The organism is Microbacterium sp. Y356 (assembly GCF_059445355.1).
On the sequence record NZ_JCAIUE010000001.1, the window covers coordinates 554,438 to 572,338 of the forward strand.

The 17,901-nt window shown below is 64.6% G+C and carries 14 protein-coding genes and 2 riboswitches; of the genes, 5 read left to right on the forward strand and 9 right to left on the reverse strand.

Annotation, left to right across the window (positions count from 1 at the left end; all coding sequences use genetic code 11):
• Positions 1 to 18: 18 nt before the first annotated feature.
• The 9 genes from AC1C2Q_RS02730 to AC1C2Q_RS02770 form a co-directional block, all read right to left on the reverse strand.
• Positions 19 to 1,653 carry a peptide ABC transporter substrate-binding protein gene (locus AC1C2Q_RS02730; protein ID WP_495429523.1) on the reverse strand — a complete coding sequence of 545 codons (1,635 nt, stop codon included), beginning with the start codon at positions 1,651 to 1,653 and terminating at the stop codon, positions 19 to 21.
• A 205-nt stretch (positions 1,654 to 1,858) separates the two neighbouring features.
• Positions 1,859 to 4,687 (reverse strand): aminomethyl-transferring glycine dehydrogenase, encoded by a 2,829-nt coding sequence (gene gcvP, locus AC1C2Q_RS02735; protein ID WP_495450531.1) that lies wholly within the window; start codon positions 4,685 to 4,687, stop codon positions 1,859 to 1,861.
• Between the two features lie 61 nt (positions 4,688 to 4,748).
• Positions 4,749 to 5,126: a glycine cleavage system protein GcvH gene (gcvH, locus tag AC1C2Q_RS02740; RefSeq protein WP_495429524.1), complete on the reverse strand. Its 378-nt coding sequence runs from the start codon at positions 5,124 to 5,126 to the stop codon at positions 4,749 to 4,751.
• Positions 5,123 to 6,307, reverse strand: coding sequence for a glycine cleavage system aminomethyltransferase GcvT (locus AC1C2Q_RS02745; RefSeq protein WP_495448900.1), 1,185 nt, complete (start codon positions 6,305 to 6,307; stop codon positions 5,123 to 5,125). The genes gcvH and AC1C2Q_RS02745 overlap by 4 nt, the downstream gene beginning before the upstream one ends.
• Positions 6,308 to 6,361: 54 nt before the next feature.
• Positions 6,362 to 6,458, reverse strand: a riboswitch (glycine riboswitch).
• Positions 6,459 to 6,554, reverse strand: a riboswitch (glycine riboswitch).
• Positions 6,555 to 6,626: 72 nt separating this feature from the next.
• Positions 6,627 to 7,460, reverse strand: coding sequence for an ABC transporter ATP-binding protein (locus AC1C2Q_RS02750; RefSeq protein ID WP_495448901.1), 834 nt, complete (start codon positions 7,458 to 7,460; stop codon positions 6,627 to 6,629).
• Positions 7,457 to 8,362, reverse strand: a complete 906-nt coding sequence (locus tag AC1C2Q_RS02755; protein ID WP_495448902.1) for an ABC transporter ATP-binding protein — start codon at positions 8,360 to 8,362, stop codon at positions 7,457 to 7,459. Before AC1C2Q_RS02755 ends, AC1C2Q_RS02750 begins: the two co-directional genes overlap by 4 nt.
• Positions 8,359 to 9,354 (reverse strand): ABC transporter permease, encoded by a 996-nt coding sequence (locus AC1C2Q_RS02760; protein WP_495429528.1) that lies wholly within the window; start codon positions 9,352 to 9,354, stop codon positions 8,359 to 8,361. Before AC1C2Q_RS02760 ends, AC1C2Q_RS02755 begins: the two co-directional genes overlap by 4 nt.
• Entirely contained in the window at positions 9,347 to 10,342 is a 996-nt protein-coding gene (locus tag AC1C2Q_RS02765; protein ID WP_495429529.1) for an ABC transporter permease, read from the reverse strand. The genes AC1C2Q_RS02760 and AC1C2Q_RS02765 overlap by 8 nt, the downstream gene beginning before the upstream one ends.
• A 45-nt stretch (positions 10,343 to 10,387) precedes the next feature.
• Entirely contained in the window at positions 10,388 to 12,091 is a 1,704-nt protein-coding gene (locus AC1C2Q_RS02770; RefSeq protein ID WP_495448903.1) for an ABC transporter substrate-binding protein, read from the reverse strand.
• 266 nt (positions 12,092 to 12,357) lie between these two features.
• Between AC1C2Q_RS02770 and AC1C2Q_RS02775 the strand changes: the two genes are divergently transcribed.
• From AC1C2Q_RS02775 to AC1C2Q_RS02795, 5 genes are read left to right on the forward strand one after another with little or no spacing between them, the layout of a single operon-like run.
• Entirely contained in the window at positions 12,358 to 13,086 is a 729-nt protein-coding gene (locus AC1C2Q_RS02775; RefSeq protein ID WP_495429531.1) for an NUDIX hydrolase, read from the forward strand.
• A complete protein-coding gene (nadA, locus tag AC1C2Q_RS02780) occupies positions 13,083 to 14,402 on the forward strand; it encodes a quinolinate synthase NadA (RefSeq protein WP_495448904.1) in 1,320 nt (439 codons plus the stop codon). Before AC1C2Q_RS02775 ends, nadA begins: the two co-directional genes overlap by 4 nt.
• Complete coding sequence (gene nadB, locus AC1C2Q_RS02785) at positions 14,399 to 15,916, forward strand: L-aspartate oxidase (RefSeq protein WP_495448905.1); 1,518 nt, start codon at positions 14,399 to 14,401, stop codon at positions 15,914 to 15,916. The genes nadA and nadB overlap by 4 nt, the downstream gene beginning before the upstream one ends.
• On the forward strand, positions 15,916 to 16,767 hold the full coding sequence (nadC, locus tag AC1C2Q_RS02790; RefSeq protein ID WP_495429534.1) for a carboxylating nicotinate-nucleotide diphosphorylase: 852 nt from the start codon (positions 15,916 to 15,918) through the stop codon (positions 16,765 to 16,767). The genes nadB and nadC overlap by 1 nt, the downstream gene beginning before the upstream one ends.
• Complete coding sequence (locus tag AC1C2Q_RS02795) at positions 16,767 to 17,900, forward strand: cysteine desulfurase family protein (RefSeq protein WP_495448906.1); 1,134 nt, start codon at positions 16,767 to 16,769, stop codon at positions 17,898 to 17,900. The genes nadC and AC1C2Q_RS02795 overlap by 1 nt, the downstream gene beginning before the upstream one ends.
• Position 17,901 lies beyond the last annotated feature (1 nt).

Genomic DNA, 17,901 nt, shown 5'->3' on the forward strand with positions numbered 1-17,901 from the left:
CAGGACAGTGCCTGAGAACTACTCGGCCTTCGTGATCTGGTATACGATCGGCCAACTGTCCCAGCCGTACTCCACGTTCTCAACCACCGTGGAGTAGCCGGCGTTCGTCGAGCGGTACCAGAGCGGCAGCACCGGGAGGTCTGCGAACAGCACCTCCTGCGCCTGATCGAACAACGCCTGACCCTCTTCGACCGAAGGCGCCGTGGCGCCCTGCTGCACGAGTTCGTCGTACTTCGGGTTCGAGTAGTCGCCGTCATTTGAGCCTGCACCTGTGATGAACAGCGCACCCAGGATGTTGTATGCACCCGGGTAGTCGAACTGCCATCCCGAACGGGTCGCTGCGTTCAACGTGCGGTTCTTGATCTCTTCACGCAGCGTCGCGAGGTCAGGAAAGGACTGACCGGCCGCGTCGATGCCGAGTGTGTTCTTCAGCTGGTTCGTCGCGGCATCGACCCAAGGCTGGTGGCCACCATCGGCGTTGTACGCGATCGTGAAGGTGCCGCTCCATGGCGAGATGGCATCGGCCTGCGCCCAAAGATCCTTGGCCTTCGCAGCATCCGCGTGCGTGACCTCGGAACCGGCGAGCGAGTCATTCCATCCCTCGATCACCGGGGAGGTGTAGTCGACGGCGGGTGTCCTGGTGCCTTCGAAGATCACATCGGTGATCTCCTCGCGGTCGATGGCGTAGGAGATCGCCTGACGGCGCAGGAGTCCTTCTTCGTCGGCAGCGAAGTGATCGAGGCGGGCCGGAATCGTCAGGCCATCCCAGACCGCAGCGGGCTGGTCGACCGCGCGGTCGCCGAGGTCTTCCTTGTATGTGGCCAGCGCCGACGGCGGAACACCGGGGTTGATCACATCGAGGTTGTCGGAGAGCAGGTCGGCGTATGCGGCCTCTCCTGTGCCGTAGGTGACGAGGTCCACTCCGCCATTCTGCGCGGCGCGAGGACCGTCGTAGCCCTCGCTCGGGACGAGCGAGATGACCGTGTCGTGCTCCCAGTTGTCGAGCGTGTACGGGCCGTTGCCGATCGGAGCCGCACCGAACGCCTCCGGGTCGTCGAAGAACGACTCCGGCAGCGGCGAGAACACCGTGTAACCGAGCGAGATCGGGAAATCTGCCTGGGGAGCAGCGAGCTGTACCGTGAAGGTCGTATCGTCGACGGCCTCGAGGCTGAGAGTGTCTTGACCGCCTTCGGCGCTGTAGCCTTCGAAGTTCGCAAACCACCACTGGTTCTCGAACTCGGCATCAGATGCCGCGTACTGCCAGGCGTTCACGTACGACTCGGCGGTGACAGGCGTGTCATCGCTGAATTTCGTGCCCTCCTTGATCTTGATCGTCCAGAGCTGATTGTCGTCGGACTCGATCGATTCGGCGACGTCCATGGCCATCGCGCCGTCGGCTTCGTAATAGACGAGCCCGGCGAAGATGTTCTGCAGCACGAGGCCGCCGCCGACCTCGTTGGTCACGGCAGGGATGAGCGGGTTCTGCGGCTCATTGCTTTGGACTGTGACGATTCCGCCGGATGCGGCACCGCCACCGGCGTCGCCTCCTCCGTTGCCACCGCCTCCGCCGTCACTCGACGAGCATCCGGAAAGGGCAATGACGCCTGCGGTCAGCAGGCCCAAGCCCATCAGCGCAATCTTGTTTCTCTTCACGTTGTCCTCCCGTGGACATGTAGAAGTGCGCACTCGTCTTCGAGTCGCAGTGCATTGAGCGTAACCCCGCAGATCGCGCCTGCATACCTCCGTTAATGAACTGTTACTGAACGATCGGACAGAAATTCCCGAGACTGCAAAACCACGCCGAGACGACCCGGATAGGGATGCGTCTCGGCGTGGTTTTGCGGTCTCGGGATGAGGGTTAGGCAAACGCCTCCACCGGAGGGCAGGAACACACCAGGTTGCGATCACCGTATGCCTGATCGATGCGACGCACCGGCGGCCAGTATTTCCCAGCGACGAGCGCGTGCACGGGATATGCGGCATCCTCACGCGTGTAAGCGTGGTTCCACTCCCCCGCGATCAGCGACACCGCGGTGTGCGGAGCGTGCACGAGCGGGTTGTCTTCCGCGGGCCAACGGCCTGCTGCCACGGCATCCGCTTCGGCCTTGATCATGATCATCGCCTCGATGAACCGATCGATCTCGCCGAGGTCCTCCGACTCGGTCGGTTCGACCATGAGCGTGCCAGGCACCGGGAATGACATGGTCGGGGCGTGGAAGCCGTAGTCGATCAGTCGCTTGGCGACGTCGTCGACCGTGATGCCGGTGGCTTCCTTGAGCGGACGGAGGTCCAGGATGCACTCGTGCGCGACCCGACCGTTCTCACCCGTGTACAGCACCGGATAGTGCTCCCCCAGGCGCGCGGCGATGTAGTTCGCCGACAGCACGGCTGCAGCTGTCGCATCACGCAGTCCCGCAGCGCCCATCATGCGCACGTACGACCAGGAGATCGGAAGAATCCCCGCCGACCCATACGGCGCAGCAGAGACCGGCCCCCCGGCGAACTCGTAGCCGCCTGCGTGTGTCGTGCGCTGCGCGAGCGGATGCGAGGGCAGGTGCGGCGCGAGGTGCGCCTTGGCTGCGACCGGGCCGATGCCTGGTCCGCCGCCGCCGTGCGGGATCGCAAACGTCTTGTGCAGGTTCAGGTGCGAGACATCGCCGCCGAGGTCTCCGAATCGTGCGTAGCCCAGCAGCGCGTTGAGGTTCGCCCCGTCGACGTATACCTGGCCGCCCGCGTCGTGCACGGCAGAGGTGATCTCGACCACGTCGTGCTCGTACACACCGTGAGTGGACGGGTAGGTGATCATCAGAGCCGCGATCGACTCCGCGTTAGCCGCAATCTTCGCGCGCAGGTCGTCGAGGTCAACGTTGCCGAGCTCGTCACATGCGACGACGACGACCTTCATGCCTGCGAGCACGGCGGATGCCGCGTTCGTGCCGTGCGCGGACGACGGAATTAGGCACACCGTGCGGTGCTCGTCGCCGTTGGCAAGGTGGAAGCCTCGAATCGCGAGCAGGCCAGCGAGCTCGCCCTGCGAGCCGGCGTTCGGCTGCAGTGACACCGCGTCGTAGCCGGTGACCTCAGCGAGCCAGCCCTCGAGCTGATCGATCATCTCGAGGTAGCCCTCGACATCGGATGCTGGCGCAAACGGATGGATGCCAGCAAATTCCGGCCACGTAATCGCCGCCATCTCGGTCGCCGCGTTGAGCTTCATGGTGCAGGAGCCGAGCGGAATCATGCCGCGATCGAGCGCGTAGTCGCGGTCAGCGAGACTCTTGAGGTACCGCATCATGGCGGTCTCGCTGTGGTGAGTGTGGAAGACGGGGTGCGTGAGATATTCGTCTTGGCGGTGGAGAGCCTCTGGCAATGCGCCAGCAGATCCGGCACCGAAAGTGCCGAACGCACGCTGCTCTTTGCCGCCGAACATCAGCGCGGTTCGGTGCAGTTCGGTGTAGTCGGTGGTCTCGTCGACCGAGATGCCGACGGTGTCTGCATCAACCTGACGCAGCAAAATGCCGAACTCCTCGTGCGCACGAGCAACGAGCTCGGTCGCCGTACCGGGAACACGCACCTGCAGAGTGTCGAAGAACGATTCGTGGACGATGTCTGCACCGGCCTCGACGAGCCAGTCGCGCAGCAATACCGCCTTCGAAGCCGCCTCTGAGGCGATAGCCCGCAGCCCGTCCGGCCCGTGATAGACCGCGTACATCGCGGCCATGACAGCCAGCAGCACCTGCGCGGTGCAGATGTTGCTTGTGGCCTTCTCTCGGCGAATGTGCTGCTCACGCGTCTGCAGTGAGAGGCGGTACGCCGGCTTGCCCTCGGCATCCACCGAGACGCCGACGAGGCGACCCGGAAGCTGACGCTCCAGCCCTGCGCGCACGGCCATGTAGCCGGCGTGTGGTCCGCCGAAGCTCATCGGCACACCGAAGCGCTGGGTGGTGCCGACAGCGACGTCCGCGCCGAGGGTTCCGGGAGAGGTGATGAGTGTCAGAGCGAGCAGATCGGCGGCGACCACAGCAATGCCACCTGCGACGTGCGCAGCATCGATCACCGCAGACGGATCCCACACGAGCCCGGATGCCGCCGGGTACTGCACGAACACGCCGAAAAGCTCTTCCGGCAGGGCTTCGCCGCCGGACAGGTCACGCTCGACGAGTTCGATGCCGAGCGCAGCGGCGCGGGTCTCGAGCAGCGCCTTGGTCTGCGGGAATGCATCTGCGTCGACCACGAACACATCAGACTTCGCCTTCGATGCACGCCGTGCCAGCAGCATCCCCTCGGCAACGGCCGTGGATTCATCAAGCATCGACGCGTTCGCAGTGGAGAGCCCGGTGAGATCAGCAACCATCGTCTGGAAGTTGATCAGCGCTTCCAAGCGCCCCTGCGAGATCTCGGGCTGGTAAGGCGTGTAAGCCGTGTACCAGGACGGGTTCTCAAGGACGTTTCGCTGAATCACGCTCGGGGTAAGCGTGCCGTAGTAGCCGAGACCGATCATCGAACGGTTCACACGGTTGCGAGAGGCGAAGCCACGCAACTCGGCGAGCGCTTCTGCCTCGGAGGCGGCCGGCGGGATCGCCGACGTCTCTGATGCTGAGGTATAGATCGACGCAGGCACGGCACTGCGCATCAGCGTTTCCAGCGAGGTGGAGGAATCGGAAGTGTCGACGCCGAGAGCTTCCAGCATGGTGCGCTGGGTCTCGGCGGTCGTTCCGATGTGACGATCGGCGAAAGTGGTCACTGCGAAATCAACCCTCCGTCAGTGCGACGTATGCATCACGATCGAGCAGCGCGTCAGCCGCACCGTCGGCGATCGAGATCTTGATGAGCCAGCCGGCTTCGAATGGTTCAGCGTTCACGAGCGACGGGTCATCGACGACGGCGTCGTTGATCGCTGTGACGGTGCCGACAAGCGGCGCGTACAGCTCGCCGACCGATTTTGTCGACTCGATCTCACCGACGACAGCGCCCGCAGAGAGCTCGGTGCCGACCGCTGGGAGCTCGACGAAGACGACGTCGCCGAGCTTCTCTGCGGCGTAGTCGGTGATGCCGATGGTGGCGACACCGTCAGCGATGGCGAGCCACTCGTGCTCTTCGGTGTACTTCAACTCGTTGAGATCAGTCATTTCTTCCTCCGGTAGAAAGGCAGGGGTGTCACGGTCGCGGGGATCTTCGTCCCGCGCACATCAAGAAAAACTGCGGTTCCCTCTGCCGCGGAAGAGGGATCCACATACGCCATCGCGATCGGGTGGCCGAGAGTGGGGCTGAGGGCGCCACTGGTGATCTCGCCGAGGACGGTGCCGTCTTCGGAAACAACGGCGTATCCGGCCCGGCCGGCGCGCTTGCCCTCGGCAACGAGGCCGACAAGCACTGGTACACCGTCGTCGGGCGCGGCGCCCGACTTGCCGACGAATGACTCCTTATCGGATGCCACGACACGACCGAGGCCGGCCTGGGCCGGCTTCGTCTCCAGTGACAGTTCGTGTCCGTAGAGCGGCATTCCCGCTTCGAGGCGTAGCGTGTCGCGGGCAGCGAGTCCGGCGGGAACGAGTCCGTGCGGCTCGCCGGCGGCGATCACTGCGTCCCAGAGAGCAGCGGCATCTTCGCTGCGCACGAGCAGCTCGAAGCCATCCTCGCCGGTGTAGCCGGTGCGCGCGATGAGTAGCGGCTGGCCGAGGAAGAATGCATCCGTCCAGGCGTAGTACTTCTGCTCAGCCCAGTCGGTGCCGAGCTCGGTGATACCTTCCGTTGCCGCGGCGATGGTGGCCGCGGCCGGGCCCTGGATGGCCAGCAACGCGTACGTGTCGGACACATCCTCGACATCCACTCCCCTGTCGCCGAGAAAACCAGCGAAACTGCGGTCTTCACCGGCAGAGCGCGCGGGAAGATCTCGCTCCAGACGCGAAGGGAAGGCTCTGACGCGCGACGCGAACGCCGAGTCGACGAAACCGCGGTTGCCGGCATTCGCGATCACGAGATAGCGGTCGTCGGCGAGCCGGTAAGCGATGACGTCATCGATGATCCCGCCGTCCTCCGTCAGCAACAGTGAGTACTTCGCTTTGCCGACCGACATCGAGGAGATACGGCCCGCGAGAGCGAAGTCGAGGAACTCCCCGGCATACTCTCCGGTGACGAGAAACTCGGCCATGTGCGAGATATCGAAGAGACCAGCCGCCTGCCGCACCGCGTGGTGCTCGGCAAGGTCGGAGGTGTAGCGCACCGGCATCTGCCAGCCACCGAAGTCGGTGAAGGATGCACCGAGCGACTCATGTCGCTCGCGAAGCGGGGTGAAGCGGGCCTCAGCCATAGAGTTCTCCCGTAAAGGTCGGAAGGATGCCGTACGAGATGCACGGTATCCGAGAACTCCCCCTCTGTCATGGGCCTGAGAGTTTCGCTTCTGCAGAACGCAGGAAGCTTTCACCGTCGGCGGATGCGCGAGCATCACTTTTCAGAGCGGCCTGACCGGCGCGGTACGCGGTACCTGAGAGATTGGCGGGGAGGCTTGCTCCTTCGGTGCCCGGCCGCATTCACCGGGGCTCTCCCGCACGGGTCGTGGGGCCTGTCTTCAGTTATGCCCCCAGCATACCGGGCCCGCAAGTGCCCACTCGCAACGTCAGCTCGCCGCGTCAGAGGGACAGCTCCGCCCGCACTTCGTCGCGCAGGCGGCCAAGGTTCTCGGGCTCAGGGGCCGCGCCGAGCAGCGTCTTGGTGTACTCGTGCTGCGGGTTCAGGATCACCTCATCCGCAGGACCCCGTTCAACGATGTCACCGCGATACATCACGAGGATCTCATCACTGAAATGCCGTGCGGTCGCCAGGTCGTGCGTGATGTAGAGCACGCCGAGGCGCGACTCGCGCTGAAGGTCTGCGAGCAGATTCAGCACGCCGAGGCGGATGGACACGTCAAGCATCGAAACCGGCTCATCCGCGACGATGAAGCGTGCGCCAGGGGCAAGGGCGCGAGCGATCGCGACGCGCTGGCGCTGCCCGCCGGACAATTCGTGCGGTCGACGATCGGCATAGCTCTCACCCGGAGTCAGCCGCACCCGCTCGAGCAGATCCAGCGCGCGCTCGCGCACCTGATCCTTGGAAAGTTCACGATGATGGATCCGCAGTGGCCGCTCCAGATGATGGATGATCGTGTGAAACGGGTTGAGCGACGCGAACGGATCCTGGAACACCATCTGCACGTCGGAGCGGTAGCGGGCAAGTTCCCGGCCGTGGGTGCCGCTGGGGCGGCCATCCATCAGGATCTCTCCGGATGTCGGCGTCTCCAGTTTCATCAGCATCCGCGCGATCGTGGACTTGCCGCTGCCGGATTCGCCGACGAGAGCGACGGTCTTTCCTGGTTCCAGCGTGAAGGTGACGTCCTTCACCGCATGTAACGTCGTTGTCTTGAAACCGGAGCGGAGTTTGAAGTCTTTGGTCAGGTTTCGCGCTTCGAGAGTCTCGTTGCTCATCGTTCCTCCTCCAGGGTGTTGGATACCGAGGTGGCGGATGCCGAGATAGCGGATGCCGCAGCAGCCGTCCCCGACCGTACGAACCCGCCGCGCTCACCACGCAGACTCGGGAAACTGGACAGCAGCTTCTTCGTATACTCGTGCTGCGGGGTGCGGAAGATCTCCTCCGCTGTGCCCTGTTCGACGATCTCCCCCTGCAGCATCACGGCGATCCGGTCGCTGATCTCGATGAGCATCGGCAGATCGTGGGTGATGAAGATCACCGCGAACCCGAGCCGCTCACGCAGGCGCATGATCTCGCGGATGATCCCGCGTTGCACGACCACGTCAAGCGCGGTGGTCGGCTCGTCCATAATCATGACCTGCGGGTCAAGCGCAAGCGCCATAGCGATCATGACGCGCTGGCGCATCCCGCCGGAAAGCTCGTGCGGAAAACTTGTGAGCCGTGCGGGGTCAACGCCGACGAGTCGCAGCAATTCTTCTGCCCGCTCGGTCTTCACGCGTCGGCTCATGCCGGGCCGGTGCGTGTCGAAGATGTCGAAGATCTGCGCCTTCACGCTGATCACCGGATTGAGCGAGTTCATCGCGCCTTGGAACACCATCGAGATCTTGTCCCACCGGAACGCGCGCAGCTGCTCGTTCTCCAACCCCACAATGTTGATGTCTGTGCCGGATCGATCGTGGAAGGTGATCTCGCCGCTCGTCAACAGCGCTGGAGCCTTCAACAGTCTGTTCAGCCCATAGGCGAGAGTGGTCTTGCCGCATCCCGACTCCCCCGCAAGCCCGAGAATCTCCCCGCGGTGCAGTGTGAGTGAGACGTTTCGCACCGCCTTCACGGGCGGATCTACCTCGTACTCGATGGACACGTCGTGTGCGGTGAGTACTGCTTCCGGGGCGGTCACGCGGTGACTCCCTTCGTCTTGGCTGCTTTACGCACGCGGCGGGCAGCTTCTGGTGCGCCGCGCAGCTTCGGGTTGATGATCTCGTCGATGGAGAAGTTGATAAGCGACAGCCCGCAGCCGAGCAGGGCGATCATGAGGCCTGGCGGGATGAACCACCACCACGCTCCGGTGCCCAGCGCCTGGCCCGACTGCGCGTCGTTGAGGATCGTGCCCCAGGTGATCGAGTCTGTGGCGCCGAGGCCGAGGTAAGAGAGTCCGGCTTCTCCGAGGATCGCGAAGATGATCGCGAAGAGGAACTGCGCAGCAAGCAGCGGCAACAGGTTCGGCATGATCTCCACGAGAATCACGCGGAGCGACCGTTCGCCGGCGACCTTAGACGCATAGACGTAATCGCGACTGCGCAGCGAACGCGCCTGGGTGCGTAATACGACGGCCGACCCTGCCCACGAAGTGATGCCGAGCACCGAGGCGACCAGCAACCAGCTGCGGGTGTCGAAATAGGTGGCAATCACCATGACCAGCGGAAGCCCTGGGATGACGAGCATGATGTTCGTGAAGAGCGAGAGCACCTCGTCTTTCCACCCACCGAGGTAGCCCGCAAGGATGCCGAAGAAGATCGACAGCACGACCGCGATACCACCGGCGACGAGGCCGATCAGCAGCGAGCCCTGCGTGCCGTGCGCCAGTTGCGCGAGCACGTCGTAGCCGAGCTTGGAGGTGCCCAGCAGGTGCTCCGCACTCGGCGGTTCGAGCGCAGGATTCTTCGAGTTACGCGGATTCTGCGTGAGCATCGGGCCCAAGACGCCAAAGAGGACGATGCTGGCCACCAACACGATGCCGATGATGAGCTTGATTGATGGCCGCGGCAGCATCGCACGAAACCCGCCACGGGTGCGCCGCTGCGTGACGAGCACGGAGGTATCAGGCGCAGACGACGCCACCGTGCCGGTGACGGGGCCGCCAACGACCTCGGAAAGTCGGGTTTCAGACATTGTGACGCGCCCTCGGGTCGATGAAGCCGTAGACGAGGTCCATGACGAAATTCGCGGCAAGAACGGCGATCGTAATCACCAGGAACACGCCCTGCATGAGCGCATAATCGCTGTTCTGCACCGCCTGGAACATGAGCTTGCCGATGCCAGGGTAGGTGAATACCTGCTCCATCACGATGGAACCTGCAACGACGAACCCGAGCGTGATCGCGAATCCAGCGATGGACGGGATCGCCGCATTGCGGGCGGCGTAGGCGGTGAGGATGCGGCGGGGCCGCAGGCCCTTAGCCTCAGCGGTCGTGACGTAGTCCTCGGCGAGTGTGGAGACCATCATGTTGCGCATTCCGAACAACCAGCCGCCCACTGAACTCAACACGATGGTGAGCGCAGGCAGGACGGCATGTACCACGGCATCCGAGAAGAACGCCCACGTCCACTCCGGTCCGCTCGGGAAATCGAAGACGTTGTATCCGCCGAAGATCGGGAAAATCCCCATGCCGACGGAGAACACCGCGACGAGCACCAGCGCAAGCCAGAAGTACGGAATCGACTGCAGAATCGTGGTCGCAGGGATCAGGTGATCAACCCAGGTACCGCGCTTCCAGCCGACCCAGGCGCCGAGTCCGATGCCGAGCACGAAGGAGATGACGGTCGCGACGCCCACGAGGATGATCGTCCAAGGGAGAGCTGCGCCGATGAGTTCGGCAACAGGGGCCGGATACTTTGTGACCGAGACCCCGAGATCGCCTTGGAACATCCGCCCCCAGTACCCGATGTACTGCTCCCACATCGGTGAATCATCCGAGCCCAGCAGCAGTTTGATGTTGCGGATAGTGGTCTCGGAGACCTCGCCGCCCGCGCGCTGGATCTTCGCGATCATGATGTCGGCCGGGTCGCCCGGCATCATGCGTGGAAGCAGGAAGTTGAGTGAGATCGTGACCCACAGCGTGATCGCGTAGAACCCGATCCTTCTGGCATAGAACTTCATTTACTCAACTTCCTGCTTCCTTGCAATGTTGTGGACGGTCGGTTGTTACCCGACCGGCCCCAGGTGCTGCAGGATGAATCCGGCCGCGATCGAACCCCACGACGGCGGGAATGCGTACAGGTCTTCCTCGGTGGGCCAGCCGGTGAAGTCCTTCGTGTTGTAGAAGGTCTGCGTCGCGTTGATGACCAGCGGGATGTACGGCAGGTCGCGGACGATCTCCGTCTGGATCGTGGCGTAGAGGTCGAGCTTGGTTGCCTCATCGTTCGTGCTGGTCGCGGCCATGATCGCCTCATCGACGACAGGGTTGTTGTACCGGCTGAAGTTCCAGCGACCCGTGGGAACCTCGGCGCCGACGGCGCCGGTGGATCCCGCCTCGACGCCACCGACCCAGTCACGGTACATCTGGTACGGGTCTGCGACCGAGGTTCCGATCATGCCGCCGACGATCAGCTCGAAGGCACCGGTCTGGCGCGAGTCCGAGAACTCCTGCCACTGCACCGTCGAAGCGGTGATCTTCATTCCGGCTTCCGCGGCCTGCTCGGCGATGAGCTTGGCAGCATCGTTGTAGTCGGTCCACCCATCGACAGAGGTGAGTGTCATCTCGATCGGCACGCCGTCCTTGGCGTAGAACCCATCAGAGCCCTTCGCGTAGCCGGCTGCCTCGAGGATGGAACCAGCCTCGGCGACGTTCGCTTCCTGCGGGCTGACCGCATTGGCGGGGTCGGCAACCCACTTCTCATCACGCGGCAGCAGGGCGTAAGTCGGCGACATGTCACCAGTGAGCCCCACGAAGGCCTTGTCCTTGATGGTCGCGCGGTCGATAGCGACGTTGAGCGCCTGCCGGACCGCCACGTCGGTCTGCGCGCCAGTGCAGCCGAGCTCGGCGTTCGCGCAGGTGTAGAGCACGGTGGGGTCTTGAGGAGTGTTGATCCACTCGATCTGCCCGTTGGCCGTGACCGAATCCGGGTTCGGGATGAACATTCCCGTCCAGTCCAACTCGCCGGCGGCGAGGAGATCCTGCGCCGTCTGGTTGGTGTCAACCGCGATGTACTGCACCGTCTTGACGGCGGGCACCCCGGCATCGCGGAAGTTCTCGTTCGCGACGAGGATGTACGACTCGCTGGTGACGCTGTCGACAACGTACGCCCCCGATCCGACCGGCTCCTCGTTGGCGAAGCTCGCGAAGTCATCGACGTCGCTCCACACATGCTCGGGGAGAATCCAGGTGCCACCGAGGCGCTGGAACTCGGTGGTGTACTGCGCCGAGTCATAGGTGAGTACGACGGTGGTGTCGTCAGTCGCCTCAGCAGAGACGAGGCCATTGGTGTCCGGGCTGTTGCCCTCGTACATGAAGGTGAACGCGACGTCTTCCGCGGTGAGTGGCTCGCCATCGCTCCACTTCAGGTCAGGCTTGATCTTGATGGTGATCACGGTGCCGTCATCGTTGTACTCGTACGAGTCGCCGATCATGCCGGTAGGGTCTTCGGCCGCCGTCTTGTTGAAGAAGAACAGCGGCTCGTAGATCGGGCCGAGCGCACCGTGCAGCACGGTGGGTGCGAACGGGTTGAAGTTCGCGGTGATCGGCGTCTGGCTGCCGGCCCAGACCCGGAGCGTGCGGTCGCCATCGCCACCGCCGCTGTCACTGCCGTCGTCTCCCCCACCGGCACTGCAGGCGGTGAGCCCCAGTACGAGGACGGATGCCCCCGCGATCGCGGTGAGCGCAATACGGCGCTTTCCATTGCGGATCATTTGATTTTCCTCTCGATGCTGCGTTGCTTGGAGGGACTGCTCGTCGTTGAGTCACACACCCCCGGAAGGGGTTTGTTAGGACAGTAACCTAACAAACCCCTTCTGGGGTAACAAGGGCATCCGTCACGACGACATAACATTTCGGGATCATCAAGTCACTGACCACACCTGCGCCGCGCTGAACATCGGGCACCTCCGTCATCGAACGTCTTCAACTTCCCCTTCAGGTCTGAAAGACACTAAGATCAATGACGGAGGTTAAAGTCATGATGACCAAAACCAGAGAAGCAGGCATCCGCGTCGCGGTGTCGACGGTGATCCTGACGTTGCGCCGCGCGCCGGGCGACGAGTTCCCTACGCTCGCCTTGCCGCTCGTGCTGCGCACGCGCGATCCACATCAGGGTGACTGGGCACTGCCGGGTGGCTGGCTCGAACCGGACGAGAGCCCGGAGGATGCCGCGTCCCGCACCCTGCACGAGACAACAGGACTCTCGCCCAGCTACCTCGAGCAGCTCTACGCGTTCGGTGCCGTCGACCGTTCGCCGAGCCGCGTCGTCTCGATCGTCTATTGGGCACTGCTGCGATCCGACGAGGTCGACGCGCAGAGCGCCGCGCACGTGGCATCCGGTCTCGCACCAGAGAACGTGCAGTCGTTCGATGCCGCAGACCTCCCCCCACTTGCGTTCGATCACACCCAGATCATCGACTACGCCCTGTGGCGCCTGCGCAACAAGGTCGGCTACAGCCGGGTCGCTCACGGCTTCCTGCCGCCCACGTTCACCCTCGCCGATCTGCGTGAGGCCTACGAGGCGATCCTCGGCAAGCGACTCGATCCGGCGAACTTCCGCCGTCAGGTCGAGACATCCGGAACCTTGTTGCCGACGGAAGAATTCCGCACCGGCAACCACAGACCTGCCCGCCTGTACCGCTACAACGACGCCGTCGAGCTCGCCGATCGTGGCCCGCTCGCCGTAGAAGAGAAGAGGACCCGATGACCCTTCTGCCGTTCCCGCAGATCACCGACGCATCCGTGGATCACCTGATCCAGTCGATCGTCGACACGACAGATGCCACACTCACGGATGCCACCTGCAGCACCGACCTCGCCGACGGCCCGTGGACATTCGACAGCACCCCTGGCTACGGTCCCGGTTCTTCGATGGGCGATGTGATCCCCACCGGGGCACCACGCCAGGGCGAACTGCCCGTGGCGTATCGCGAGGCAAGCGAAGATGAGCTCGACGCGCGCATCCGCACCGCGAAGGCAACACTCGGCGAGCGCGTCGTCGTGCTCGGTCACTTCTACCAACGCGAAGAGGTCGTGCAGCACGCCGACTACGTCGGCGACTCGTTCCAGCTGGCGAATGCCGCCCTCGAACGCCCTGAGGTCGAGGCGATCGTGTTCTGCGGCGTGCATTTCATGGCCGAAACGGCGGATCTGCTCTCCACCCCCGATCAGGCGGTGATCCTGCCGAATCTCGCCGCCGGATGCTCGATGGCCGACATGGCCGACATCGACCAGGTCGAGGACTGCTGGGAGCAGCTCGCCGATGTCCTCGGCGATCTAGATGCGGTGGATGCCACCGGTCGCGTGCCGGTGATCCCGGTGACCTATATGAATTCCTCCGCCGCGATCAAGGGCTTCGTCGGACGCCACGGCGGGATCGTATGCACCTCATCGAACGCTGAGACAGTGCTGGAGTGGGCGTTCGAGCGCGGACAGCGCGTGCTGTTCTTCCCCGATCAGCACCTGGGACGCAATACCGCCAAGGCGATGGGGGTGCCGCTCGAACAGATGCCGATGTGGAACCCGCGCCGGCCGCTCGGGGGGTCTTCCGCTTCGCAGTTGGTCGATTCGAAGGTCATCCTCTGGCACGGTTTCTGCTCGGTGCATCGCCGTTTCACGGTCGGGCAGATCGATCAGGCGCGCATCGAACACCCCGGCGTACGCGTGATCGTGCACCCTGAGTGCCCGATGGAGGTCGTGGATGCTGCGGACGAGGCAGGTTCCACCGATTACATCCGACGGGCGATTGACGGCGCCACCGAGCCCACCGCCTTCGCGATCGGCACCGAGATCAACCTCGTCCGGCGCCTCGCCGCGCAGTATCCGCAGCATGAGATCTTCTGCCTCGATCCTGTTGTCTGCCCCTGCTCGACGATGTACCGGATACACCCCGGCTACCTCGCCTGGGTGTTGGAGGAGCTTGTCGCAGGGCGCGTCGTCAACCGCATCCAGGTCGCCGCCGATGTCGCAGCCCCCGCGCGCATTGCTCTGGAGCGGATGCTGGCCGCGAAGCCCCGCGTATGAACGTCGTCGTCGTCGGCTCGGGCATCGCAGGACTCACCGCGGCCCTGCACGCCTCCGAGGCCGGCCATGCGGTCGCCCTCGTCACAAAGGGCGCGCTCGGTGACGGCTGCACTCCCCTCGCCCAAGGTGGCGTGGCCGGTGTCTACGGCCTCGGCGACTCCCCCGCCCTGCACGCGGCAGATACGCTCTCCGCCGGCGCCGGGCTCTCCGACCCCGCGGCCGTGGACGTGCTTGTCCGCGACGGTGCCGCCCGCATCGCCGAACTGATTGCCCGCGGCGTGGCCTTTGACCGCACAGCCGAAGGCACTCTCATGCTCGGTCGTGAGGCCGCACACACCCATGCGCGCATCGTGCACGCCGGCGGGGATGCCACGGGGCTCGCGATCTCCACCGCCCTCATCGAACAGGTGCGATCGCGCCCGATCGATGTCGTCGAACACGCCTTCCTGCTCGACCTTCTCGTTGCAGACGGTCGGGTGCACGGCGTCCGACTCCTCCGCAGCAGCGCGACGGTCGAGAAAGCGGCGGATGCCGTGATCCTGGCAACCGGTGGTGCAGGCCAGCTCTACGCGCACACGACGAACCCAAACGGAGCGACCGGCGATGGGATCGCGGCGGCGATCAGGGCTGGCGTCGACATCGCCGATCTCGAATTCATGCAGTTCCATCCCACCGTGCTTGCATCGAAGACGTTGCTGGGTTCGACGAATGTGCTGGCTTCGAGCAACCCATTCCTCATCTCCGAGGCTGTGCGCGGTGAGGGCGCAACCCTCATTGATGACGAGGGCAGACGGTTCGTGTTCGACAGTCATCCTGATGGCGAGCTCGCCCCACGCGATGTGGTGTCACGCGCGATCGCACGTCAGGCCTCTGCCCAGGGCCGACCGGTGCTGCTGGATGCCACGATGCTCGGTGCCGAGCGCCTGGCCCACCGTTTTCCGACCATCGACCGCGTCACGCGCGCACGCGGCCTCGACTGGTCGCGTGAACCGATCCCCGTGACTCCGGCCGCGCACTACCTGATGGGCGGCATCGTGACCGATCTCGAAGGACGGACGTCGCTTCCTGGACTGTTCGCCGCTGGCGAGGTCGCGCGCACCGGCGTGCACGGCGCGAATCGTCTGGCCTCGAACTCCCTGCTTGAGGCCGCCGTGTTCGCCGCACGCGCCGCCGCGGCGGTCGGCACGTCGTTCCCGTCGCAAAAACTGTCGCTGCACGGCGCGCTGGGCGACAGAAAGTGCGACGGGAACAGCGAAAGCAGCTTCTCGAGAGCGGATCTGCAACAGCTCATGTGGGACGACGTCGGGCTGCTGCGCACCGAGGACGGGCTCTCCAACGCGCGCGGCACCATCCGCGCGTGGCGCGACGCAGCGACGACCCCGGCCACCATCTCCGAGCACGAGGATGCCAATCTGCTGTTGCTGGCCGAGGCCACAGCATCCGCTGCCCTCGCACGCACCGATTCCGTCGGCGCCCACCATATGACCCCCTCCCCAGCCTTGATCGGAGCCTGATGCTCACCGTTGCCACACTCACCCGCGTCGTCGGCGCAGCCCTTGAAGAGGATGCCCCGTGGGGCGACCTCACGAGTACGACGCTGCTGCCGGCCGATGCCACAGCGACTGCCGACCTCGCGGCCCGTGAGCACGGCGTTTTCAGCGGTGGGGACGTGTTCGCGGCCGCGTTCACGCTCACAGATCCGACTCTCACGGTCGATCTGCACGTCGGCGAAGGCGATGAGTTCGCGCCCGGCGATGTACTCGCCTCGGTGTCGGGATCTGCGCGCAGCATCCTCACCGCCGAGCGCGTGGCGCTGAACTTCACGCAACGAATGAGCGGCATCGCGACGCTCACCGCCCAGTATGTCCAAGCGGTCGAAGGCACCGGCGCACGAATCGCCGACACCCGCAAGACGACCCCTGGGCTGCGCGCATTCGAGCGGCAGGCGGTCGTCTCCGGCGGCGGCAACAATCATCGCTACTCGCTGTCGGATGCTGTGATGGCCAAAGACAACCATCTGGCTGTACTGCAACGCTCAGGAGCAGACCTCGCCACGGCCCTACGCGAGGCACTGTCACGGCTGCCGCACACCGCGCACGTGGTAGTCGAGGTCGATCGGCTTGACCAGATCGAAGCCGTACTCGCCGGCGGTGCGCACACCGTGCTGCTGGACAACTTCTCGCTCGATGACCTGCGCACGGGGGTCGCCCTGATCGGCAATCGGGCGACGGTCGAGGCATCCGGCGGTGTAAATCTCGACACGGTGCGCGCCATCGCCGAGACCGGCGTCGACGTCATCTCGGTCGGCGCATTGACCCACTCGGCACGTGCACTGGATCTGGGACTGGACGTGCGGATCGCCTGATGCTCTACCTCGATCACGCGGCCACGTCTCCGGTGCGTCCGGATGTACTCGAAGCCATGCACCCGTATCTGACGGGCGTCTTCGGCAATCCGTCCAGCCATCACACGGCGGGCGAGGCTGCAGCGAACGCTCTGGAGGATGCCAGGACACGGGTCGCTCGCGTGCTGGGCATGCGCGCGGGTGATGTGATCTTCACGGCCGGCGGCACAGAGGCAAACAACCTCGCGCTCAAGGGCATCGTGCTCGCTGCACTTGAGCGTGGTCGCCGCCATCTTGTGACGACGCCGATCGAGCATGAATCGATTCTTGAATCCGCGGAGTATCTGCGGCGATTCCATGGCGTAGAAGTGACGTACGCGGCTGTTACACGCGAGGGGCGGGTCACTCCGGATGCCGTGGCCACCGCGCTGCGCGAGGACACCGCGTTGGTCTCGATAGGCCATGCGAACAACGAGATCGGTACGGTGCAAGATGCTGCAGCCATCGCCGCCGTGACCGGCACGGTGCCCGTACACCTGGATGCCGTGCAGTCGGCCGGATGGCTTCCGCTCGCTGGCCTCGGCGCTGACGCGATCTCGATCGCAGGGCACAAGCTCGGCACGCCCAAAGGCATCGGAGCGCTGGCCGTCCGCGGACGAGTGCCACTGGAACCGCTGCTGCACGGCGGTGGCCAGGAGCGCGGGCGCCGCTCCGGCACTGAGAACGTCGCTGGCGCTGTCGCCTTGGCCACGGCGCTCGAGTTGGCGGAAGCTGAACGGGAATCGGCATCAGATCGTGTCGGTGAGCAGTCGGCGCGATTCATCGCCGGGGTGCTGAAGACGGTGCCACAGGCTGTGCTGACCGGAGACCCCGTCGACCGGCTTCCAGGTACCGCGAGCTTCACGTTCGCCGGCACGAGCGGAGAGGCCGTGCTGCTAGAGCTCGAGCGCCGTGGAGTCATCTCGTCAAGCGGCTCAGCGTGCGCCGCCGGCAGCGATGAGCCCTCACACGTGCTGCTGGCCTGCGGCATCGCGTCGGAGGTCGCACAGACTTCGGTGCGCTTCACCTTCGCCCGCGCGCCGCTGACCGAGAGCGCACCAGAGCAACTGGCGGCACTGGTTGCTGATGCCTTACGCGCCGTCGCAGGGCCATAGA